Origin of the sequence: Acidovorax sp. LjRoot129, from assembly GCF_964253765.1 — a bacterium.
Classification (GTDB): domain Bacteria; phylum Pseudomonadota; class Gammaproteobacteria; order Burkholderiales; family Burkholderiaceae_C; genus Acidovorax.
Window position 1 is genome coordinate 211894 of record NZ_CAXUSE020000001.1, and the last position, 21426, is coordinate 233319.

Sequence of the window (21426 nt, forward strand, 5' to 3'; positions counted from 1 at the left end):
CGCATTGAATGGCGCACCGTTGGGATGCGTGTGCGGATCGGGAGCCCGCAGCCACTGCGAAAAATGAAGTGAAGGTGATCTGCGCGGGGCAGGCCATCAACACGTGGGGGGGTGCGGCATGCACGTTTGCAGCCAGCCCTGGGTGACTGCAAAGAGCCGGGCGGCTTCGCGCGAGGCAAAGGCTTTATCGAAACGGAACACGCGGCAGTAGCTGCCGTTGCCCTCTGAACGATGGACCGAGAAGGAGGCGCGGAAGCGGCCGCAGTCGGTCGGGTGTGTCGTGGGCGAGACGACGAACTGGCCCATGGAGATGGCTGTCTGTGAAATCTGGATCAATCAGGAACGCAGATTCAAATCGACCTGCGCGAGCATCAAGGGACGCGGTGGGCTGCAGCTCTACAGACCCACTGGGCGACAAAAGTCGCAAAACGCAGCCTGCGTGGCAGAGGCTTGGTGCCTCTGGGCAGGCGTTGCGGTGACGAAACTAGTCAGGGGACGTGACTGCAACGAGGTCCAGTATATCTCAATTTGCATTTAAATGTCGATTAATATTATTGGCGGTTTTAAAAGAACTCTGCGGTCACCGCCTGGGTCAGTGGTCCCAAGCCCACCGGCCGGCCCTTCAGCGGCCTCCGAGCACCCCGCCTTCCTACAATAGGAACCTATGCAAGCCCTCCACTACACCCGCGCCGCGCAACTGGCCGACATCCTGGCCCAACGCATCGTCATCCTCGACGGGGCCATGGGCACCATGATCCAGCGCTTCAAGCTGGGTGAGGCGCAGTACCGGGGCGAGGGCTACACCGGCCCGGGCAGTGTGGGCGACCGCTTCAAGGACTTCCCGCGCGACGTGAAGGGCAACAACGAGTTGCTCAGCCTCACCCGGCCCGACGTGATCACCGACATCCATGAGCGGTATCTCGCCGCCGGTGCCGACCTGATCGAGACCAACACCTTCGGCGCGACGACCATCGCGCAGGAGGACTACAAGATGGCCGAGCTGGCGCGCGAGATGAATTTGAAGTCCGCCCAGCTGGCCCGTGCCGCCTGCGACAAATATTCCACGCCCGACAAGCCCCGCTTCGTCGCCGGCGCCCTCGGCCCCACGCCCAAGACCGCCAGCATCAGCCCCGACGTGAACGACCCCGGCGCGCGCAATGTCGACTTCGAGCAGCTGCGCGCCGCGTATTACGAGCAGACCGAAGCGCTGGTCGAGGGCGGCTCCGACGTGCTGCTGGTCGAAACGATTTTTGACACGCTCAACGCCAAGGCCGCGCTGTTTGCCATCGACGAGTACTTCGAGAACAGCGGCCAGCGCCTGCCGCTGATCATCAGCGGCACCGTCACCGACGCGTCGGGCCGCATCCTCAGCGGACAGACCGTGACCGCCTTCTGGAACAGCGTGCGCCATTCCCGCCCGCTGGCCATTGGCCTCAATTGCGCCCTGGGCGCCACGCTGATGCGCCCCTACATCCAGGAGCTGAACCGCGTGGCCGAGGACACCTTCATCAGCTGCTACCCCAACGCGGGCCTGCCCAATCCCATGAGCGACACCGGGTTTGACGAAACGCCCGAGATCACCAGCCGCCTGGTGCACGAGTTCGCGGCCGAGGGGCTGGTCAACATCCTAGGCGGCTGCTGCGGCACGACGCCCGACCACATTGGCGCCATCGCCAAGGCGGTTGCCAACGTGCCCACGCGCAAGATGTTTTATCCCGCTGAAGCCTGAATATTGAGTGAAATTAGCCGCTAGCGCTTATCCAATAAACGCTGGTAGCTATTTAAAACATAGCAATCACGCCGCCCGGCTCTGCGACGGAGCATTGCCGGGCGCGTGACTCTGCGGCACCCTCACGCCTTCCGTTGCCATCTGGTCCGCACTCTTTGCCAGCCCCACGCCTGCTTCCCATGTCCGTTACCGCCACCTTGCCCGACACCCCTGTTGCTGAGGCTGCCGACAAAGCCGCCGCCCACGCCGCGCTCAAGCTCGAAAAGCGCCTGGTGCGCCAGGTCGCCCAGGCCATCACCGACTTTGGCCTGATCGAAGACGGCGACAAGGTCATGGTGTGCGTGTCGGGCGGCAAGGACAGCTACGCGATGCTCGACGTGCTGCGTTTGCTGCAGCAGCGCAACGGCCACAAGTTCGAGTTGATCGCTGTGAACCTCGACCAGAAGCAGCCCGGCTTTCCGGCCCACGTGCTGCCGGAGTATTTGACGCAAGTCGGCGTGCCGTTCCACATCGAAACGCAGGACACGTACAGCGTCGTCAAGGACCACATCCCCGAAGGCAAGACCATGTGCAGCCTGTGCAGCCGCCTGCGCCGGGGCATCCTGTACCGCGTGGCGGACGAGCTGGGATGCACAAAAATAGCGCTCGGCCACCACCGCGACGACATGCTGCAGACCTTCTTCCTCAACATGTTCTTTGGCGGCAAGCTCAAGGGCATGCCGCCCAAGGTGCAGAGCGACCGGGGCGACCACCTCATCATCCGCCCGCTGGCCTATGTGGCCGAAGACGACCTCACCCGCTGGGCCGACATCCGCGCCTTTCCCATCATCCCGTGCACGCTGTGCGGCAGCCAGGAGAACCTGCAGCGCAAGCAGATCGGCCAGATGCTGCGCGACTGGCAGCAGCTGTACCCCGGCCGCATCGAGAACATGGCCGTGGCCCTGCGCAACCTGGTGCCTTCGCACTTCATGGACCCGCGCCAGTTCGACTTCAAGGGTTTGGCGCCCAATGGCGTGCAGGACGCCGATGGCGACAAGGCGTTCGACCCGCAAGAGTTTCCGGCGCAGGCTGTGGGCACCCTGGCAGGCTTGTCGGTGATGCCCCGCTGACAGTCCCCATTCACTTGATCGCCATGGTTTCGTCGACAGCGTTCCCATCCCCCCAAACCGTTCGGGCTGAGCCTGTCGAAGCCGGGTGCCAGCCTTCGACAAGCTCAGGCCGAACGGATATTGGTTGATTTATGTCTCGTTCATTCCCGATCCAGAGGCACCCCATGACCATCCTCAAAGCCCCCGAACTCCTGCTGCCCGCCGGCTCGCTCGACAAGATGCGCGCCGCCTACGACTTTGGTGCCGACGCCGTGTACGCCGGCCAGCCGCGCTACTCCCTGCGCGCGCGCAACAACGAGTTCAAGCTCGAGCAGATCCGCCAAGGCATCAGCGAGGCCCACGCGCGCGGCAAGAAGTTCTTTGTCACCAGCAACCTGATCGCACACAACGACAAGATCCGCACGTATCTGCGCGACATCGAGCCCGTGATTGACTGCAAGCCCGACGCGCTGATCATGGCCGACGCGGGCCTGATCATGATGGTCAAGGAAAAGTGGCCCGAGCAGGTGATCCACCTCTCGGTGCAGGCCAACACCACCAACTGGGCGGCCGTGAAGTTCTGGCAGAAGATGGGCGTGGAGCGTGTGATCCTGTCGCGCGAACTCAGCCTGGACGAGATTGAAAAGATCCGCCAGGAATGCCCCGACATGGAGCTTGAAGTCTTCGTGCACGGCGCGCTGTGCATTGCGTACTCAGGCCGCTGCTTGCTCAGCGGCTACTTCAACCACCGCGACCCCAACCAGGGCACCTGCACCAACGCCTGCCGCTGGAACTACGCCACGCACGACGCCGACATCGACCCCACCACCGGCGAAGCCATTGCGCAAAAGATGGAAGGCGACTTCAACTTCGAAGCCGCGCAGCAAAAGGCCGAACAAGCCTTTGCATCGACCACCGGCAACGGCGAGCGCCACCCCAAGGCCGACAAGGTCTACCTCATCGAAGAAGCCGGCCGCCCCGGGCAGATGATGCCCATCATGGAAGACGAGCACGGCACCTACATCATGAACAGCAAGGACCTGCGCGCGGTCGAGCACGTGGCGCGCCTGGCGCAGATCGGCGTCGACTCGCTCAAGATCGAAGGCCGCACCAAGAGCCTGTACTACGTGGCCCGCACTGCCCAGGTCTACCGCCGCGCCATCGACGACGCCGTGGCTGGCCGGCCGTTCAACCCCGAGCTGCTGATCGAACTCGAAGGCCTGTCCAACCGCGGCTACACCGGCGGCCTGCTGGAGCGCCGCCCGAGCAACGACTACCAGAACTACATCAACGGCCACTCGGCCACGCAGCGCAGCCAGTTTGCGGGCGAGGTGCTGGGCGCCGAGGGGCAGGCCGAAGTGGGGCTGCAGGGCGACTGGGTGTTGGTCGAAACCAAGAACCATTTTGCCGTGGGCGACCTGATCGAAGTGGTGCACCCCAGCGGCAACATCACCGTGCGGCTGGAACAGATGCGCAATGTGGAAGGCCAACCGGTGGCGGTGGCGCAAGGCAACCCGGTGCGCGTGTGGATTCCGCTGCCAGCGCGCTACCAGGGCGCGCTGCTGGCGCGGGTAGTGGAGGCACCGGCGGCCGAACCCGCTGTCGTGGCCTGAGCGGGGCGCACCACCATGCCGACACACCATCGCAGCCGAGCGCCGGTTTTGGCACTGTCGGTTGTGGCCGCGCTCGCCAGCGCCAGCACCTTGGCGCAGGGCCCGGCTGCAGGCGCGCCGCAGTTGGCGCCCGCCAAGGTGCGGTACGTACAGGGCTCCTGGGTCAACCTGCGCGAGTCGGCCCAGGCCCAAGCCAGCGTGCTGGCCCAGGTGCCGGCCAACACCGCGCTGGAGCAGCTCACTGAGCGCGACGGCTGGTGCGCCGTGCTCTACCGGGGCGATGCGCGCCTGGGCCCCGCATTGGCGGCACCGTTGCAAGCCCATGTTTCCTGCAATCTGCTGTCTGACCAGCCCCTTACCTTGGCCCAGGCGGGCAAGGACGCAGCCCGCGCCTTCTGGGTGGCACCATCTCCCAACCGGCTGCGTGCCTATGGCAACGCCTTGCCCCGGCCGGCATCGCTGCAGATCAGCGGCCTGGCCAAGACCCATGCGAACGATGTCCCGGTGGCGTACCCGCCGCGCCCAGAATTCGAAGCCGCCAAGAAACTGCTGGGCGCAGGAGTGCTGCTCAAACCCGAGCAGGAGATCGACCGGGGCCAGGCCGTGGAGCCGCTGGCTGAGCTGAAGCTGGCCACGCGTGCCATGGACCATATCCCCGCGGTTGCGCCCCTGGCCACGCGGCCCGTGCTGCCCGCGATAGCCCCGTCGTACTTCCGCACCCACGCCAGTGTGGCCCTGCTGCACGAGACCGATGCCGACGGCCTGGCAGCGGTCACGGGAAGTCGCATTCGCGTCGTCCCCACCGGCGCACCCGTGGGCCGGTTCAACCGCCACAGCGGGCCCGAGATCGAATACGTCACCGGTTTCTGGGATGTCGGCACCGCCGACCAGGCATTCGCCCCGCCGCTCACCATTTACGCCATCACTCAGCAGGGCCTGGTAGGCGCGCACTCCCTGCGCAAGCGCCCATGGGACATCAGCAACGAAGCCCACTACTGCGGGGGCCACTACCCGGGCCGTGGCTTGCATGACCTGGGCGAGGACGCCCAGCCCGTGCGCGGCTACGCCAAGCTGTCTGACACCGCCGAGGTGCTGGCGCGCCTGGTGCTGCCCGGCAAGCTGCCGCCCGATGCGGTGAAGGTGCGCTCCAAGCGCTATGCCACCAGCTGGATGGTGCCCGCCGACCCGCCCCTGCGTGAGAAGCCCCAGCGCAAGCACACCTCCGTGCTGGTTCACGAGATCGACGTCGACCGCGACGGCGTGACCGACATCCTGCGCGTTGATACGCCCGCACCGGGCGGCATGAGCTTTGAGCCCGTGTTTGATTCCGCTGGTACCTGAACATCAACGGCCAGTGGTTTCGGGCCGGGCACTGGATGGACCAGGAGTGCACTTGAGTGGGCGGGGTGGGGCAGCCCCTCTCGTGGCACCGCCGCTTCGCCCACCCTGCATCAATCCTGAACGGGGCCTGCGATCTCCGCGCCGCGCGCGACGCGCACCAGCCAGTTTTCCACCGCCGCAACCGCCTCCGGAACCGGATGCCTTGACGATTTGAGGACGTAGTAGGCCAGGCCCGCGAGCTTGGGCTCGGCCACGGTATGAAGAAGTCCGAGGCGCAGTTCTTCTTCGACCAGCAGCAAGCTCAGCAAGGCCACCCCTTGGCCTGCGACGGCCGCCTGAATGGCATGGCTTTCTTCCGAGTAGCGAATGCCGGCGCCCAGGTCCTGCGGCGGGCGCCCCGTCTTGACCGCCCACGCACCCCAGGTCAGGTCCACCGGCAACGGTCGGTGCCAGTCAAAGTGAATCAGCGGCCATCGGGACGCGTCCTTGGGGATCGTTGCCGACAGGGCCGGGCTGGCGACCGGCGCGAAGTGGTCCTCCAGCAATAAACGGGAAGTGATGCCCTGGCCGGGCACCTGGCCTTGCCCATACCGTACTGCCAGATCCGCCGTCCCCGCGTTCAGATCGACAGGCAGGTTGGACGCATGGATGTGAAGGTCGATCCCGGGGTGGGCGGCTTGAAACGCCGCCACCCTGGGCACCAGCCACTTGGCCGCAAAGGCCGGCGTGGCCGACAGGGTGACCGATGCGCGGCGGGGCTTGCGCACCTGTTCGATGGCGATGGCGATCGTCTGAAAACCGCTGCTGACCGCCATCCACAACGTTTGCCCGTCGGCGGTGAGTTCGACGGCGCGCACCTTGCGCACGAACAGCGGGCGCTCCAGGTACTCCTCCAGCACCCGAATGCGGTGGCTGATTGCTGTCGGCGTGACGGACAGCTCCTCGGCCGCCGTCTTGAAACTGCGCAGCCGCGCGGCCGCTTCGAAGGCGCGCAAAGCGCTGAGAGGAGGAAGCCGGAGCACCATGGACGGATGATCTCATGTCATGCATCGCGCAAATATTGATAGTTTGTGCAAGGGTGGTCGTCCGAAGAGACTTCGCTGGTGTTTCAGCCCCCTACCACCGACCAAGACCAGCAAACATGACCACACTTTTGCACATCGATGCCAGCGCCCGCGCGGGCGATTCCCACACCACGCCGCATGGATCGCACACCCGCCGGCTCACGGCCCGCTTCGTGCGGCAATGGACGGCCCTGCACCCGGAGACAAAGGTCATCTACCGCGACGTTGGCCAGAACCCGCCGCCGCCGGTGACCGGACGGTGGATCCATGCGGCGTTCACCCCCGAGCCGGTGCGGGAGCCCTGGATGCGCGAAGAACTGCGAATCAGCGACTTGCTGGTGGACGAACTGCTCCAGGCCGACCTGATCGTCGCCGGCGTGCCGATGTACAACTTCGGCCCGCCCGCGCAGTTCAAGGCCTATATCGACAACATCGTGCGTGTCGGGCGCACCTTTGGGTTTGACCGCGGCCGCAGCGGTGAGCCCTACTGGCCCTTGCTGGCCGGTGCCGGCAAGCGTCTGGTGATCCTGTCGTCACGCGGCGACTATGGGTATGGCCCCGGTGGGCGCCTGGCCGACCGCAACCATGTGGAACCCTCGGTGCGCACGGCCTTCGCGTACATCGGCATCGTCGAAACGCAGGGCCTCGCCATCGAGTACGACGAATTTGCCGATCAGCGGCTGGCCGATTCGATCAAGGAGGGCGAGGACGCTGTGGATGGATTGGTGTCTCGGCTCGCACGCGGCGGGACGTTGCGACGAGAAACTGTGAACGCTAGGGCCTGAATCCGCCAGTGTTTAGGTCAGCGGCAAGCCCCCTCACCGCAGACCGGGCTGCCGCAGCAGCGCCGCCAGCACCAGCGCCTCGGCCACCACTTCCAGCGCCTCTTCCAGCGCGGCGATCAGAGCGGGTAGCTCCGGCAGCCACGGCCAATGCGGCTGCGCTTCGGGCCAGAGGTCCACCCCAATCGCCGCCACCCCCACGGCGAACCCGGTCCACAACAGCACGCGGGTGCTGCGGTGCGACAGTGCCCGGTGCAACCAGGCCAAGGTGACCAAGCCCACGGCGGCCACAGCCAGGATCGGTGCCTCGCGCACGGCGCTGGCTCGGCAGGCGTCGAGCCACTCGTGGCAGCGAAACTTCCACAGCTCGTGCAGCATGAACTGTTCGTCCAGCGCCAGCGCGCCAAACGCCAGCGTCAGCCACACGCCCAGCCGCCAAGGCAGGGCGCGCTCGGCGGTCAGGCGCAGGGTGGTGATGCTCAGCGTGAGCAGCAGCGCGCCGGACAACCACGATGTGGGCGAGTTGTCCGAGCGGAAAGCGCGCTCCCAGCCCGGCGCAAACAACCAGGCGCTGAGCAGCAGAAAGCCCAGCACCGCGCACAGCAGTGCCGGCGCAACCCACGGGTAGGGCGCTGGTGTGGCGCCGGGCAGGGTGTGGGGCGCGCGGCGGTGTGGGGTCATGGCAGCAGACGGCAAGTAAAGGAAAAGAGGGCGCCAACGGGCCAGCGGGCGGGCTCAGGCAGTGTGATTTTGGATGAAATACGGCTCCAGCGCTGATTCGTATTGCACTTTATGCTATCAATTTTGTAGTAACCGCGATTTGGCGCATCACGGCGGCCGGCGCCTGTTCATGCGGGCTGAATCGCTACAGAATCGGGCTCTCCCTCCTTTCCCGCCATGGCCCTCCCCATCGACCCCTCCCGCAGCGCGCTGCCGCCCGTGGCCCAGTTTCTGGCCGAGGCGGCGCTGCAGCGGCAGTCGTCGCTGCTGGGGCTGGACAAGCCCGGCGCCGTGCCTGCCCCCCTCCCAGCCGACGCCAGCGCGCCGCCGCCATCGGCCACATCTCCGTCGCCGCCCGCCGGCCCGCTGCCTGCGCCGGCGCCTGCTGACAAAGCCAGCATCTCGGCCCAGGCGCGCGAGCAGCTGGGGGCAGGCTTCGATCCGCGGCGTGCTGCGGCGGATGGCGCAGCGCAGAGCGCGCGGGCCGGCGGCACGTTGCGCGCGCCGTCAGCGCCGCCGCTGCCCAAGGGCGCGCCGGCGAGTGCGGGGGCGTCCGCCGGTGCCGGGGTCACGTCCGGCACTGCGGCCACGTCGGGCGCTGCCTGGCCCGCCACGGGGCTGGCCGCACCGCTGATGCGCTGGGTGAGTGCGCTGGTGCAGCAGGTCACGGCCGGCAGCGGCGCGCCGCAGCGGGTGGTGTCGGCACAGCCGTGGCCGATGGGCCTCGCGCAGGCGCTGGAGAGCGGCGCCCTGGACCCTGAGCAGCCTCCGCTGCAGACCTGGCTGGTGCAGCAGGGCACAGCGCAGACGCCCGAGGGGCCGCGCGGTTTTGCGCTCACGCTGCGGGTGCCGGTGCCCTGGCTCGCGGCCCAGGCACCGCTGCCGGCGGGCCCGGCCGCAGCGGGCGCATCCTTGCCCGCGCCTGCATTGCAGCTGCCTTTTGCGGGGAGCGTTTCAGGCGGGGCGCTGGGGCTGCAGTCCGGCGTGGTGGCCTTGGTGCTCCAGGGCGCTGACGCCGCCACGCCCCGCACCAGCGCGCTGCTGGTGCTGGACTTTCAGCCGCAGCTGGCGGCCACCGTGTACGGCCGCGACATGCTGCAGCAGGCCACCGGCCGCCTGGACCCGTGGACCCAGATGGCCGTGCTGCAGGCCAGCGGCCAGCTGCCGCGCGAGGACGAGCGTGCGCGCAATGGCGCGTCGGGCCTGTGCGAAACCGTGGGTTGCCCGTATGCGGCGCGCGCCGAATGCGTCCAGCCGTTTTGCCTGGCGCTGCGCGGCGTGGTGCCGCCCGAACCGGTGGGACCTGTGCCCGCCGCGTAGAGGTGTGGCGCGGCCCGCCGAAAGGATGGCGGGTCCGTCATCGGTGGTGGGTGCATCGCCTCGGCCGTGCAGAGCGGTTCATGGCTTGGGGTATGCGGGATCTGCAACACACAAGGCAGCAGAGTGTTGAGATGGAACAGGGCTCGGCCGAATGCTGAGCGCATAGCACCTCACCTCACCGCATCTCTGCACACCGCGCGTTTGCACACTGCCGAATGCGGCGAGCGCTAGCCGCAGCCGTGCGCCCACCCCACACCATTTCTTCTCCCGCGCACGGACGGCGCCCGGATGCACGAGCGGTTTAGGAGGTCATTCATCGCGCGCCCAAAGCCAGGCCCCCATCGCTGACACACTCCGCCCCAAGGAGACATACATGTTGATACAACTGATCTACGCCAGCCGCACCGCGCGCATCCTGGGGCCCGCAGACGTCAAGGACATCCTGGGCGCATCCCAGCGCAACAACACGCGGGCGGGCGTCACCGGCGCGCTGTGCCTGAACAACGGCATTTTTCTTCAGCTGCTCGAAGGCGACCGCACGGCGGTCAATGCGCTGTACCACCGGCTGCTCAAGGACAGCCGCCACCGCGACCCGGCGGTGCTGGACCTGAGCGAAATTCCCTACCGGCGTTTTACCGGCTGGTCGATGGGGCTCATCGCCTCGCTCGAGGCCAACCGCCAGCTGTTCCTCAAATATTCCGGCACCGCCGACTTCGATCCGTACAGCATGCGCGCGGCCACGCTGCGCAGTTTCTTCGACGAGATCGTGGAGAACGTGCGCTGGCTGGAGTGAGCGCGACCGCGGCCCCGGGGGCTGGGTCGGGTGCCGCGAACGCGGCAACCTCAAAACGTGTTGCCGCGTGCGCCCTGCCGGCGCGGGGGCAGGGGCTCAGGGAGCCCCGGTGCGGCGCAGGATGTCCGCGTGGCGCGTGCGCGTGATCGGGTATGCCACCAGCAGCGGGATCGCCAGCACCAGGCACACTGCGGGCAGCACGCCCGTCATCAGCGTGATGCCCTGCAGCGCACTGGCCGACTGCGCCACGTTGGGCACGTAGCCCGTGATGTCGAGCATGCCGGCGACCATTACCGTGGCCAGCGTGCGCGCCAGCTTGTCCATCAGGCCGTACAGCCCGTAGTACATGCCCGTCTTGCGCTCGCCGGCCTGCATCTCCCCGTGGTCGATGGTGTCGGGCACCATCGCAAATGGCACGATCCAGTGCGCGCCCATGCCAATGCCAATCACCACCAGGATGCCCGTCACCAGGCGCTGGTCGCCCGGGCTTACCCAGTACAGCGCAATCAGGCCGCCCGCGCACAGCGCCAGGCCCAGGATGTAGGCCCAGTTCTTTTCCCAGCGGTCCACCACGACCTTCCACACGAACAGCGACAGGCCCACCACCCCGAGCAGCGTGCCCATGTAGCGCGGCAGGTCGCCCTTGTCGCCCTGCAGCTGGTAGATCACGAAGTACGCGAGCGATGCCTGCACCAGCGTCAGGCCCAGGCGCACCAGCGTGGCGGCGCTCATGAGCATGAGGAAAGGCCGGTTGCGCAGCGTGGTGCGCAGGGTCTCGCGCACCGATTCCCACATCGCCGGCGCCTCGGCCTCGTCCGGCTGCACGGGGCTGGCTGCGGGCTCGCGCACGCGCCAGGCCACCACGGCAATCGCCACGCCGGCCACCAGCCCAAAACACGAGCCTGCCAGCGCATAGCCGGTGCGCGCATCGGGCGCGGCGCGCACCAGCATCGGCATGAACACGCTGCCCGAAAAGAATCCGATCAGCGCACCCATCGATGCATAGGCCGTGAGGCTGGTGCGCTCGTCGTAGTCGCGGGTCATGTTGGCGGCCATCGCCTGGTAGGGCAGCTGCACCAGGGTCATCAGCGTGTCGAACACGGTGTAGGTAATGGCGATCCAGAAGAACGCGGCCAACGGGCTCAGGCCCGGGGGCACCATCCAGACGGCGGCCGCTGCGATGCCCAGCGGAATAGCGCCGTAGATCAGGTAGACCCGGTGGCGGCCGTGGCGCGAACGCGTGCGGTCGGTCACCCAGCCAAACAGCGGGTCGTTCACGGTGTCCCACACCTTGCCCACCAGCAGCGCCGCGCCAGCCACGGCGGGCGCGACCAGGGCGACGTCGGTGTAGAAGATCATGAGCATGAAATTCATTGCCGCGATCAGCATCTGCAGGCCGACATTGCCCACCGAGTAGCTGAGCTTGGTGCCAACGGAGAGGGGTTGCGCGGCAGCAGCTGCCGTGTAAGTAGCGTCGTGCATCACAGGGCCGCAGCTGGCACAGAGGCAAACGCGGGTGCGGCGTAAGCGCCCCCCTCTGCGGCGTGCGACTCGGCCTCAAGCATCCAGCGCACCTCGCGGCGCAGCATCTTGTTGAGGAAGCTGCGCGGGATCTCCTCGACAACGCGTATCCGATCAGGCTGCTGGTGCGCAGGCAGCTTGCCGGCCAGGTACTGCGCAACGTCCGCCTCCAGCGCCTGCCAGTCGTGCGTCTTGCGCCAGCTCTGGCGCAGGCTGAGCACGAGCACCGCGCCCTCCCCATGCTGCACAAAACACGCTTCCTTGACGGCGGGGTGTGTATGCGCCGTCTCTTCCACCTCGCGGGGGTTGAGCAACTCTCCGCCGCGGAGCACACGGTCGGCATTGCGGCCCAGCACGTGCAGGTAGCCAGCGGCGTCGAAGTAGCCCAGGTCGCCCATCACTACCCAGTCGCCGCGCAGTGTTTCGGCCGTTTTTTGAGCGTCGAGCCAGTAGCCGTCAAAACGCACGGGCGTTTTCACGGTGACCAGTCCCACCTCGCCCTGGGCCAGGGGCGCGAAGCTGTCGTCACGGATGACGACCTCCACGCCTTGCATGACCCGCCCGACCGTCGACAGCACCTCGGGGCCGCGCGGGTTGCCGTCTGCATCGACGTGCTCGTGCGGCAGCAGCCAGGTGATGGGCGGCAGTGCCTCCAGGCAACCGTAGCCTTGCTGAAAGATCGGGCCAAAACGGCGGATGGCCTCGGCGATCTTGGGCGCCGGCATCATCTCGGAACCGTACGGCACATGGGTCAGGGAGGAGAGGTCGTACTGGTCGAGCGTGGGCTCATCCAGCATGTCGATGATGGCCGAGGGAGAGAGGTAGGCGCGTGACACGCGGTGGCGCTCGATCAACGCTGCCAGCGTGGGCGCACTGAAGTCCTCGGGCATCACCAGCGCCGCGCCCGACAGCAGCGTGGGCAGCACCATGCCGGAGCCCGGGCCGGTCAGCGGCAGGCCCAGCATGTTCACATCCAGCCGGTCGGCCGGTGGGCGAAAGTCGATCGACCGCGAGATAAAGCGCACGCTGTCCAGGTACTTGCGGTTGCTGTAGCCGATGGATTTGGGAAGGCCCGTCGTGCCCGAGGTCATGTGCAGGGCAAAGATGTCGTCTTCCCGCACATCGGCCGTGCCTGCGGCAGGCGGCTGCTGTGCCAGAGCCTTCTCGTAGTCGTCGCCCAGGGCCAGCAAGCGCAGGTTGGGCAGCTGCGCGCGCACTGCATCCAGAATGGGCGCGCTCAGCAGCGGATCGTGGATGAACAGCGTGGGCTTGACCCGGGTGATGGTCGTCAGCGCTGCATCCGCCGGCAGGTGCTTGTGAAAGCTGGCAAAGATGGTGCCGTTCTCAAAGGTGGCGAGCCGCGTCTCGTATTGCTCGCCGGTCTCGGGCAGCCAGGTGAAGACCACATCGCCCTTTTGGATGCCCTGTGCGTGCATCCATGCCTGCAGACGCTCCACCCGCTCCTGCAATTGGGAATAGGTGAGCGTGCCGCGCCGGTCGATGAGCGCGGGTTTGTCGGGAAATCGGCGGTAGGCAAGCCGGGCCATGGCGCGCGCCGTGCGAAGGCGGCTGAGCAGGAATCGCACCACGAGGCTGCGCAGGGTGGGTAGAGCCACTGAAATCTCCCAGGCAAAACGTCAAAAGAACCAGGGAGTTTTTCACGCAAGGCGACCCCGGACGCCCCGGATTTGTATGCATACGTATCTTTGGGGTGTGCTGCGGCTGAGCGGCGGGTCTGGCGTGGTGAGCGGCTGCTCGGCGTCGCCAACGCGCAACAGCCACGCCACAGGTGAGCGGGCTTGCTGCGGCGCACAAACAAAAACCGCCAGGGTCGGATCACGGCCGTTGGCGGTTGGGTGTTGCGCGCGCTTGCCCGGTAGGGCTGGGCGGCACAGGACGCAGCAGTGGTGCTGCGCCGCAGGCTTATGGGTACAGGCCGCGCATTTCGCGGGCGTGCAGGATGCGCTGGCAGGCCACGATAAAGGTGGCGGTGCGCAGGCTGACCTTGTGCTCTTGCGACACTTGCCAGATGCCCGCAAAGGCCTCTTGCATGATGCGCACCAGGCGGGCGTTGATCTCGTCTTCGCTCCAGAAGAAGCTGGAGAAGTCCTGCACCCATTCGAAGTAGCTCACCGTCACGCCGCCAGCGTTGGCGATCACGTCGGGCAGCACCAGCACGCCCTTGTCGTGCAGGATGTCGTCGGCCTCGGTGGTCGTGGGGCCGTTGGCGCCTTCGATCACGAGCTTGGCCTTGATCTGGCCCGCGTTGTCCTTGGTGATCTGGCCTTCCAGCGCGGCAGGGATCAGGATCTCGCAATCCACGCCCCAGAACTCCTCGGCCTTCATCACATCGGCGCCAGCAAAGCCGCCCACGCCGCCACGGGTCTTCACATGGGCCAGCAGGGCGGGCACATCCACGCCGTTGCCGTTGAAGATGGTGCCGGTGTGGTCCTGCACGGCCACGACCTTGGCGCCGGCTTCAGCAAACAGCTTGGCCGCGATGCCGCCCACGTTGCCAAAACCTTGTACTGCGATGCGGGCACCTTGCAGCGCCAGGCCGGTGAGCTTGGCGGCTTCCACGCCCACGGTGTACACGCCGCGGCCGGTGGCTTCCACACGGCCCAGCGACCCGCCCAGGTCCACGGGCTTGCCGGTGACCACGCCGGTGGCGGTGGCGCCGGTGTTCATGGAATACGTATCCATCATCCAGGCCATGATCTGGCCGTTGGTGTTCACGTCAGGTGCGGGGATGTCCTTGGACGGGCCGATCAGCAGGCCGATTTCGCTGGTGTAGCGGCGCGTCAGGCGCTCCAGTTCGCCCATCGACAGCTTCTTGGGGTCGACACGGATACCGCCCTTGGCACCGCCGTAGGGCACGTTCACCGCGGCGTTCTTCACCGACATCCAGGCCGACAGGGCCATCACCTCGGACAGCGTCACATCCTGGTGAAAACGCACGCCGCCCTTGCCGGGGCCGCGGCTCAGGTTGTGCTGCACGCGGTAGCCTTCGTAGTGGGCGATGGTGCCGTTATCGAGCTCGATCGGCACGTCCACGATCAGGATGCGCTTGGGGCGCTTGAGCGTTTCCACCCAGCGCGCCAGGTTGCCCAGGTAGGGGGTGACGCGGTCGACCTGTTGCAGGTAGTTGCCCCAGGGGCCGAGGTGGTCGGCCTGCAGGTACGACGGCAGGGTGTGTGCGGTACCCGCGGGGGTGGAGGCGGGAGCGCCGGAGGATGAAGACATGGTGAATTCCTTGTGGGATCAGTTCAAGCCGCGAACTGTATGCCTGCGCCCGCCGGCTGTCTAAGGCCGTCATGTTTGCGCGTTATGCATCAGATGCATAACCCCGGGAAAGCACCGCTGCATGCGGCACTGCAGCAAAAACGGGGGCGCTATTTGACCTTGAGCCCTGCCAGCGCAGGGTCACCCGGGGGGTAGCGCAACCCGAGGTTCTGCAGCACCTCGCGCAGCACGGTGGCAATCATCAGGTTGCGGTGTGTCTTGGAGTCGGCCGGCACGATGGTCCACGGCGCCCAGGGCGTGTGCGTGGCACCCAGCAGTGCTTCGTAGGCGCGCTGGTAGTCGTCCCACTGCTTGCGCACCTCGATGTCGCCGAGGCTGAATTTCCAGTGCTTGGCCGGGTCGTCCAGCCGCTCCTGCAGGCGCTGGCGCTGCTCCTCCACGCTGATGTGCAGCATGAACTTGAGCACGACGGTGCCGGTCTCGCTGAGCATGCGCTCAAAGTCGTTGATGTGGGCCAGCCGCTGGCGGTGCTGCTCGGGCGTGATCCAGCCGTTGACCACCGGCACCAGCACGTCCTCGTAGTGGCTGCGGTTGAACACCGTGATGTCACCTGCCTGCGGTACCTGCTGGTGGATGCGCCAGAGGTAGTCGCGGGCGCGCTCGGCCTCGCTGGGCGCCTTCCAGCCCACCGCGTGCACACCCAGCGCGCTCATGCGGCCGAACACGCCGCGCAGCGTGCCGTCCTTGCCCGAGGTGTCGGTGCCCTGCAGCACCACCAAAAGCTTGTAGCGCTTGTCGGCATAGAACACGTCCTGCAGCGTGTCGAGCTCCGTGGCCAGGGCTTCCACCGCCGCCTTGTCCTGGGCCTTGTCGCCCAATGAATACGGCTTGGCGCCCGCGTCGAAGTCCTTGAGCGACACGCCTCCCTTGCGCTTGCCGCGGGGGCTGTCTTGGTTGTCGCCCTCGGCGCTCGGCGTGCCGGGCTGCCATTTCGACCAGAGCTGTGTGGCTTTGCTGCGGGAACTCTTGGGAAAGGGTGAGGGCATAGGGGTCCTGGGCAGTGGGTGGGAGAAAAGATGATCTACAGGTGACCCGCGTGCGTGGGCGCTACCTGCCATTGGTCGTGCAGCCCGTCGATGCGCACGATCGTCAGCCGCGACAGGTCTTCGTCGGTGAGGCCGTCGATGCAGCCCACGTTGACACCGTACATCTCGCCCATCGGCGTCTCGGTGCCGTGGCCGAATACGCGCACGCCGCAGTGCCGGCAAAAGTAGTGCAGGTTCTTGCGCGAATGGAATTGGTAGCGCGTGAGGTCGTCCTGCCCGCGCAGGATCTGAAAGCCGCCGGGCAGCACCACCGCGGCCCAGAAGCGCGTTCGCCGGCAGATGGAGCAATTGCAGCGAAAGGTGGGCTGGGTGAGGTCGAGCGCGGCCTGCACATGGACGGCGCCGCAGTGGCAGGTGGCGGTGTAGGTCTGGGGCATGGAGGGGATCCTGGGCATGGCGAGCGCACATGATCGCAAAAGCCGGCCCGGGCGCCAAATGCTGCCGGTCATTTCGCTTTGCGCTGCGCGCTGGCTTCGACAAGCTCAGCCCGAACGGTTGGGGTGGGTGGGCCGGATGTTTGGTGCGTGACTTCTCTGGCGAAGCCTTCCGCAAGTCTCACCTCCGCCCATGCGCCATGCGGTAGGCCAGCGGCGTCTGCCCGGTGGCCTGGTGGAAGGCGCGGTGCAGGCCGGCTTCGCTGGCAAAACCCAGGTCCTCGGCAATGCGCTTCAAGGGCTGCGGGGTGTCGCACAGCGCCTCGCTCACCTGGCGCAGCTTGATGCGGCGCATCCAGTGCGCGGCCGACAGCCCCGTGTGGGCCTGCACCCGGCGCGCCAGCGTGCGGGGCGACAGGCCCAGCGCGTCGGCCAGCGCCGGCAGCCGCAGCGCTGTGGCGGGGCTGCGCTGTACCCACAGCAGCGCGCGGCGCAGGTCGGTGTCGGTCACGGCCATGAGGTCGTGGGCGGCAAACGCCGGGTGGGTGGTGCGCGGGCGCGGCAGCATCAGCAGGGCCTGCAGATCGGCGAGTGCCGTGGGCGGCAGACGCTCGCCCAGCACATGCAGCATCAGCGGCAGGTAGCCATTGGCGCCGGCCGCCGTGGTGGCGGTGGCGTCGTGCACCAGGGCTTCGTCAAAGCGCCACTGCACCGCGGCAAACTGCTGCTCCAGCGCGGCACGCAGCCACCAGGTGGCTGTGGCGCCGCGCCCGCGCAGGCGGCCGCTGGCCGCAGCCAGCGCCACGCCGGCGCAGTAGCTCCATACCTGCGTGCGCCGGGGCAACGCGGCCAGGGCCTGCACCACGGGGGCCAGTTGCTGCAGTGGCGCCTGCAGACCGTCGGCGGACGAAAGCCACAGGCCCGGGATCAGCACTGCATCCACCTCAGCCGCGGCCAAGGTGGCCGTCGGTGCCAGCGCCGGCCCCTGCCAGGTGGGCACGGGCTGCAGGTCGGCCCCCACCCACGTGGTGTGGATCACCGTGCGCTGCACCCGCAGATTGGCTGCGCGCGCCATGTCGGTGGTGGCGAACAGGCCGGCGGGCATGCAGCCGGGGTACAGGAGCAGGCCCAGCCGCAGCGGGGCGGGAGTGGGTGAAAAGGGTGCGGGCATGGTTGGCTTGAAATGGCAAGAAATTGTCTTATCAGGCCATTCTCTCCTGCGCGCGGAATCTCAACAATTGACCTCATCGCGTGGCAGGCCTCCCTTGTGTCCAGCCCCGATCTCCACCAACCCCGCCCGCCACTTCAACCCGAGCCCACCGCCATGCACATCACCCACCTGCGCAACGCCACTGTCCTGCTGGAATTCGAATCCGAAGGACGCCCTGTGGGGCTGCTGGTGGACCCCATGCTCGCGCCCCGCGGCACCTTGCCCGCGCTGCGCTACCTGGGCGTGGGCCGCCAGCGCAACCCGATCGTTGATCTGCCTGCGGGCACGGACGAAGCGCTGGAGCGCGTGACCCACGCCCTCATCACCCACTGCCAGCGCGGCCACTTCGACCACCTGGACCGCGCGGGCAAGCGTTTTCTGCGCGAGCGGCAGATCCCCGTGGTCTGCATGCCGCGCGATACGGCCTACCTGGCGCAGCGGGGCCTCAGCGTGCTGCCGCTGTCAGGCGCAGTGCGCCAGCCGTTTGCGCTGGGCGGCCACATCACGCCCATTGCCTGTGTGCACGGCCATGGCTGGGTGGGCCGCTTCATGGAGCACGGGCATGGCTACCTGCTGGAGCTGCCCGGCGAGCCCAGCGTCTACCTGGCAGGCGACACCATGCTCACCCCTGGCGTGGCCGAGTGTCTCGCGCAGCTGCGGCCCGATGTCGCCGTGCTGCCGGCCGGGGGCGCACGTTTTGACGTGGGCGCAGAGATCCTGATGGACGCCGCCGACATGGCCGAGGCCGCGGCGTTGACCCCCGGCCTGCTGGTGGTCAACCACCTGCAGGCGCTGGACCACTGCCCCACCACCCGCACGGCGGTGCGTGCGCTGGCCGAGCAGGGCGGTTGGGCGCACCGTCTGTGGGTGCCCGAGGACGGCGAGCGCCGCCGCTTCGTGCCGGCGGCTGAACCTGTTTGCTATAAAATAGATAGCTAATAGCGCTTATGGATCAAGCGCTAGGGATCCTCTGGACGGATCAAGCTGGTCAAGTGTGCGCTGCGGATCGGGATGGGCTGCTAGGCGCAAAGCGCAGCAATAGCCGCAGCTATTGCGAGCATTTGCAACGCAGCAGACCGCCCGAGGCCGCAGGTGCACACGGCGCGCTGGTTCGTGCAGAGGGTCCCTAGGCCTAAATTTGACCTAAAAAGCTACTTGCACTCCGGCCACCACCTGCCGCGCCGGCCCCGGAATGACGGTGAGCGCGCCCCACGAGGCGGTGGTGTAGGTCTTGTTGAACAGGTTGTGCACGTCCAGCGTCAGGCGCGTGCGCTTGTCGATCTGCCAGTAGCCGGTGATGCGCGCCGTGGTGTAGGCGGGCAGGCGGTAGGTGTCGGTGGCGGTACCCGTGCGCTCGCCCACATGCACCAGGCCGCCGCCCACGCCGTAGCGGCCGCCCCAGGGCGCCTGGTCTTCGCGGATGGCAAACAGCCCGGCGCTCACGCGCGGCACGTTCAGCAGGCGCTTGCCCAGCAGGGCGGCGTTGTTGTCGCGGGTTACCTCGGTGTCGGTGTAGGCGAAGTTGGCGGTCATGCGCCAATGCGCGTCGAGCTGCCCGGCCACGTCCAGCTCCAGGCCGCGGCTTTGCACCTCGCCCGCCGCAATGCTGAAGTTGGCGTTGGTGGGGCTGCGCGTGAGCACGTTGGTCTTGCGGATGTCGAACAGCGCCACACTGGCGTTCAGGCGCTGGTCGGCCGACTGCCACTTGGCGCCCAGCTCCAGCGCCTGGCCCTTTTGCGGGTCGAACGCTTTGCCGCTTTCGTCCGTGCCCGCATTGGGGCGGAAGGATCGCCCGGCCGAGGCATAAATCGACGTGTTCGGGTTGACGAGGTAGGTCAGCCCGATGCGCGGCGTGGCGGCCGAGTGCTCCTGCACCTGGCGGCTGGCGGCCAGGCGGTTTTCGCTGTCCTGGTGGAAGCGGTCAAAACGCACGCCGGCCAGCAGCTTCCATTTTTCGGACAGGTCGATCTGGTCTTGCACAAACAGGCCCGTGGCGCGGGTCTTGTCCACCAGGTCAAAGCCCGGCGTGAGGTTGCCCACGGGCTGGTTGTAGACCGGGTTGTAGATGTCGATGGCAAACGGCTGGGTGGCCAGGCTGGAGTAGCGGATGTCTTGCGCGGCGGTCAGGCGCGAGGTCTCCACGCCGGCCAGCACGGTGTGGCTGAAGCCGCCCGCTTGCAGCTTGCCTTCGACCTCGCCCTGCAGCGATGCATCGCGCGCTGGCAGGCTGCGCCAGCTGTCGCGGCGCGTTAGGGTGCGGCCGTCGGCAGCCAGCGCGCCCGTGAGGTCGATGGCCGGGCCAACCAGGTCCGTTTCGCGGTACGACGCGCCCAAGCGCGTGCGCCAGCCCCGGCCCAGGTCGTGGTCCAGCGTCACCTGGTGCGTGTCGCCGTTGACATGCAGGTTCTCGCGGCTGGGGTCGCCCAGGTAGCGGTCGGACGGCAGCGCGCCCACGTTGCCGCGCACCTGCACGATGCCCCGGTCCAGCGGCGTGCGGATGCGGATGAACTCCGCCTCGTAGTTCAGCACCGTGTTGGCGCCCAGGTTCCAGGTGAGGGACGGGGCCACCACCAGCTTGCGGTTGTCCACCAGGGCGGTGCGGCTGGCGCCTTCTTCGGCTGCCACGTTCAGGCGGTAGGCCACGTTGGCGCCCAGCGGCCCGGTGGTGTCGAGCGTGGCACGGCGATAGCCCTGGCCGCCCACCTGCACGCCCGCCTTGTGGGCCGCGGCGAATTGCGGCTTTTTGGTGACGATGTTGAGCGTGCCGCCGGGTTCGCTGCTGCCGTACAGCGCGGCCGCCGGGCCTTTCAAAAATTCAATGCGCTCAACCGAAGCAATGTCGCGCTGCGGGCCATAACCGCGGTTGGATGCAAAGCCGTTGAGCAGCTGGCCGCCGTCGGTGTTGCTGAAGCCGCGGATCGCGTAGTTGTCCCACGTGCCGCCAAAGTCGTTCAGGCGGGTGATGCCGCTGACGTAGTCCACGGTGTCGGCCAGGCGCGTGGCGCCCAGGTCTTCCATCAACTGTTGCGGCACCACGCGCACAGCTTGCGGGGTTTCGATCAGCGGCGTGTCAGTGCGCGTCGCGGCCGTGTTGCGCTGTGCGCCTTGGTAGCCCTGGGTGGCGGATGTGTCGCGCACCTGCACTTCCGACAGCGCGGCGGGGCTGGTGGCGGCAGGGTCCGCCGCTGGGGCCGTCTGGGCCATCGAGGCTGCGGCGGTGGAGAGCGCGCACAGCGCAAGGGCGGCGCGCGCGATGGCCGTGGTCTGGGCGGGCCGGTGAATCAGGGGATGCATGGTGACGAAGAGGAAATGCGAAAAGTGGTGGGGGCCATGGCGGCGCGGGCGGGTGTCCGGGGAGGTCGGCCCAACGCCGGGGCGGATCGGCCGGCGCGCCGAGAAGGTGAAAGCGCGGTGAAAAGGCGGGCTTGGCGATGAAACACGGCGGAGGGCCGTCATCATAACTTTAAATACAACTAATTCGCATTCGCTTTCATCGCCGTCCATCCACTTCGCCGGGATCGC

Annotated in this window: 18 protein-coding genes; 8 read left to right on the forward strand and 10 right to left on the reverse strand. The window is 67.3% G+C overall.

Going from position 1 to position 21426, the window contains the following annotated elements:
* Window positions 1–96: 96 nt before the first annotated feature.
* Complete coding sequence (locus tag ACSQ3Q_RS01025) at window positions 97–306, reverse strand: hypothetical protein (protein ID WP_436132585.1); 210 nt, start codon at window positions 304–306, stop codon at window positions 97–99.
* Between the two features lie 358 nt (window positions 307–664).
* On the opposite strand from ACSQ3Q_RS01025, the gene ACSQ3Q_RS01030 reads away from it, so the two are divergent.
* The 4 genes from ACSQ3Q_RS01030 (at window position 665) to ACSQ3Q_RS01045 (ending at window position 5771) form a co-directional block, all read left to right on the forward strand.
* Entirely contained in the window at window positions 665–1729 is a 1065-nt protein-coding gene (locus tag ACSQ3Q_RS01030) for a homocysteine S-methyltransferase family protein (protein ID WP_436132586.1), read from the forward strand.
* A gap of 179 nt (window positions 1730–1908) precedes the next feature.
* Entirely contained in the window at window positions 1909–2838 is a 930-nt protein-coding gene (ttcA, locus tag ACSQ3Q_RS01035) for a tRNA 2-thiocytidine(32) synthetase TtcA (RefSeq protein ID WP_436132587.1), read from the forward strand.
* Window positions 2839–3002: 164 nt separating this feature from the next.
* On the forward strand, window positions 3003–4430 hold the full coding sequence (gene trhP, locus ACSQ3Q_RS01040; protein WP_436132588.1) for a prephenate-dependent tRNA uridine(34) hydroxylase TrhP: 1428 nt from the start codon (window positions 3003–3005) through the stop codon (window positions 4428–4430).
* Window positions 4431–4445: 15 nt separating this feature from the next.
* On the forward strand, window positions 4446–5771 hold the full coding sequence (locus ACSQ3Q_RS01045; protein ID WP_436132589.1) for an SH3 domain-containing protein: 1326 nt from the start codon (window positions 4446–4448) through the stop codon (window positions 5769–5771).
* 110 nt (window positions 5772–5881) lie between these two features.
* Here the strand turns inward: ACSQ3Q_RS01045 and ACSQ3Q_RS01050 are convergent, their stop codons facing one another.
* Window positions 5882–6796, reverse strand: coding sequence for a LysR substrate-binding domain-containing protein (locus ACSQ3Q_RS01050; RefSeq protein WP_436132590.1), 915 nt, complete (start codon window positions 6794–6796; stop codon window positions 5882–5884).
* A 116-nt stretch (window positions 6797–6912) separates the two neighbouring features.
* Here ACSQ3Q_RS01050 and ACSQ3Q_RS01055 point away from each other — a divergent pair, with 116 nt between their 5' ends.
* Window positions 6913–7620 carry an FMN-dependent NADH-azoreductase gene (locus ACSQ3Q_RS01055; RefSeq protein WP_436132591.1) on the forward strand — a complete coding sequence of 236 codons (708 nt, stop codon included), beginning with the start codon at window positions 6913–6915 and terminating at the stop codon, window positions 7618–7620.
* A gap of 33 nt (window positions 7621–7653) precedes the next feature.
* On the opposite strand, the gene ACSQ3Q_RS01060 is transcribed toward ACSQ3Q_RS01055, so the two are convergent.
* Window positions 7654–8298 carry a hypothetical protein gene (locus tag ACSQ3Q_RS01060; protein ID WP_436132592.1) on the reverse strand — a complete coding sequence of 215 codons (645 nt, stop codon included), beginning with the start codon at window positions 8296–8298 and terminating at the stop codon, window positions 7654–7656.
* Window positions 8299–8514: 216 nt separating this feature from the next.
* Between ACSQ3Q_RS01060 and ACSQ3Q_RS01065 the strand changes: the two genes are divergently transcribed.
* Both ACSQ3Q_RS01065 and ACSQ3Q_RS01070 read left to right on the forward strand, forming a co-directional pair.
* Window positions 8515–9657: a hypothetical protein gene (locus ACSQ3Q_RS01065; RefSeq protein ID WP_436132593.1), complete on the forward strand. Its 1143-nt coding sequence runs from the start codon at window positions 8515–8517 to the stop codon at window positions 9655–9657.
* Window positions 9658–10030: 373 nt separating this feature from the next.
* The gene (locus tag ACSQ3Q_RS01070) at window positions 10031–10450 is read left to right on the forward strand and encodes a BLUF domain-containing protein (RefSeq protein ID WP_436132594.1); all 420 of its coding nucleotides are present in this window, start codon (window positions 10031–10033) and stop codon (window positions 10448–10450) included.
* A 96-nt stretch (window positions 10451–10546) separates the two neighbouring features.
* Here ACSQ3Q_RS01070 and ACSQ3Q_RS01075 read toward each other — a convergent pair whose 3' ends face one another.
* The 6 genes from ACSQ3Q_RS01075 to ACSQ3Q_RS01100 form a co-directional block, all read right to left on the reverse strand.
* Complete coding sequence (locus ACSQ3Q_RS01075; RefSeq protein WP_436132595.1) at window positions 10547–11932, reverse strand: MFS transporter; 1386 nt, start codon at window positions 11930–11932, stop codon at window positions 10547–10549.
* Entirely contained in the window at window positions 11932–13587 is a 1656-nt protein-coding gene (locus ACSQ3Q_RS01080) for a class I adenylate-forming enzyme family protein (protein ID WP_436132596.1), read from the reverse strand. The genes ACSQ3Q_RS01075 and ACSQ3Q_RS01080 overlap by 1 nt, the downstream gene beginning before the upstream one ends.
* A gap of 307 nt (window positions 13588–13894) precedes the next feature.
* Window positions 13895–15214, reverse strand: a complete 1320-nt coding sequence (locus ACSQ3Q_RS01085) for a Glu/Leu/Phe/Val family dehydrogenase (RefSeq protein ID WP_436132597.1) — start codon at window positions 15212–15214, stop codon at window positions 13895–13897.
* 149 nt (window positions 15215–15363) lie between these two features.
* Window positions 15364–16260 (reverse strand): PPK2 family polyphosphate kinase, encoded by an 897-nt coding sequence (locus tag ACSQ3Q_RS01090; RefSeq protein ID WP_436132598.1) that lies wholly within the window; start codon window positions 16258–16260, stop codon window positions 15364–15366.
* A gap of 35 nt (window positions 16261–16295) precedes the next feature.
* Window positions 16296–16697: a GFA family protein gene (locus ACSQ3Q_RS01095; protein ID WP_436132599.1), complete on the reverse strand. Its 402-nt coding sequence runs from the start codon at window positions 16695–16697 to the stop codon at window positions 16296–16298.
* Between the two features lie 178 nt (window positions 16698–16875).
* Entirely contained in the window at window positions 16876–17865 is a 990-nt protein-coding gene (locus ACSQ3Q_RS01100) for a GlxA family transcriptional regulator (RefSeq protein ID WP_436132600.1), read from the reverse strand.
* 153 nt (window positions 17866–18018) lie between these two features.
* Here ACSQ3Q_RS01100 and ACSQ3Q_RS01105 point away from each other — a divergent pair, with 153 nt between their 5' ends.
* Entirely contained in the window at window positions 18019–18843 is an 825-nt protein-coding gene (locus tag ACSQ3Q_RS01105) for an MBL fold metallo-hydrolase (protein WP_436132601.1), read from the forward strand.
* Window positions 18844–19047: 204 nt separating this feature from the next.
* Here the strand turns inward: ACSQ3Q_RS01105 and ACSQ3Q_RS01110 are convergent, their stop codons facing one another.
* Complete coding sequence (locus ACSQ3Q_RS01110; RefSeq protein WP_436132602.1) at window positions 19048–21198, reverse strand: TonB-dependent siderophore receptor; 2151 nt, start codon at window positions 21196–21198, stop codon at window positions 19048–19050.
* Window positions 21199–21426: the final 228 nt, after the last annotated feature.

What these genes read in the sequence shown, in the direction of transcription:
- ACSQ3Q_RS01025 (WP_436132585.1), bottom strand. Translation starts at nt 306, where the DNA reads ATGGGCCAGTTCGTCGTCTCGCCCACGACACACCCGACCGACTGCGGC.
- ACSQ3Q_RS01030 (WP_436132586.1), top strand. Translation starts at nt 665, where the DNA reads ATGCAAGCCCTCCACTACACCCGCGCCGCGCAACTGGCCGACATCCTG.
- ttcA (WP_436132587.1), top strand. Translation starts at nt 1,909, where the DNA reads ATGTCCGTTACCGCCACCTTGCCCGACACCCCTGTTGCTGAGGCTGCC.
- trhP (WP_436132588.1), top strand. Translation starts at nt 3,003, where the DNA reads ATGACCATCCTCAAAGCCCCCGAACTCCTGCTGCCCGCCGGCTCGCTC.
- ACSQ3Q_RS01045 (WP_436132589.1), top strand. Translation starts at nt 4,446, where the DNA reads ATGCCGACACACCATCGCAGCCGAGCGCCGGTTTTGGCACTGTCGGTT.
- ACSQ3Q_RS01050 (WP_436132590.1), bottom strand. Translation starts at nt 6,796, where the DNA reads ATGGTGCTCCGGCTTCCTCCTCTCAGCGCTTTGCGCGCCTTCGAAGCG.
- ACSQ3Q_RS01055 (WP_436132591.1), top strand. Translation starts at nt 6,913, where the DNA reads ATGACCACACTTTTGCACATCGATGCCAGCGCCCGCGCGGGCGATTCC.
- ACSQ3Q_RS01060 (WP_436132592.1), bottom strand. Translation starts at nt 8,298, where the DNA reads ATGACCCCACACCGCCGCGCGCCCCACACCCTGCCCGGCGCCACACCA.
- ACSQ3Q_RS01065 (WP_436132593.1), top strand. Translation starts at nt 8,515, where the DNA reads ATGGCCCTCCCCATCGACCCCTCCCGCAGCGCGCTGCCGCCCGTGGCC.
- ACSQ3Q_RS01070 (WP_436132594.1), top strand. Translation starts at nt 10,031, where the DNA reads ATGTTGATACAACTGATCTACGCCAGCCGCACCGCGCGCATCCTGGGG.
- ACSQ3Q_RS01075 (WP_436132595.1), bottom strand. Translation starts at nt 11,932, where the DNA reads ATGCACGACGCTACTTACACGGCAGCTGCTGCCGCGCAACCCCTCTCC.
- ACSQ3Q_RS01085 (WP_436132597.1), bottom strand. Translation starts at nt 15,214, where the DNA reads ATGTCTTCATCCTCCGGCGCTCCCGCCTCCACCCCCGCGGGTACCGCA.
- ACSQ3Q_RS01090 (WP_436132598.1), bottom strand. Translation starts at nt 16,260, where the DNA reads ATGCCCTCACCCTTTCCCAAGAGTTCCCGCAGCAAAGCCACACAGCTC.
- ACSQ3Q_RS01095 (WP_436132599.1), bottom strand. Translation starts at nt 16,697, where the DNA reads ATGCCCCAGACCTACACCGCCACCTGCCACTGCGGCGCCGTCCATGTG.
- ACSQ3Q_RS01100 (WP_436132600.1), bottom strand. Translation starts at nt 17,865, where the DNA reads ATGCCCGCACCCTTTTCACCCACTCCCGCCCCGCTGCGGCTGGGCCTG.
- ACSQ3Q_RS01105 (WP_436132601.1), top strand. Translation starts at nt 18,019, where the DNA reads ATGCACATCACCCACCTGCGCAACGCCACTGTCCTGCTGGAATTCGAA.
- ACSQ3Q_RS01110 (WP_436132602.1), bottom strand. Translation starts at nt 21,198, where the DNA reads ATGCATCCCCTGATTCACCGGCCCGCCCAGACCACGGCCATCGCGCGC.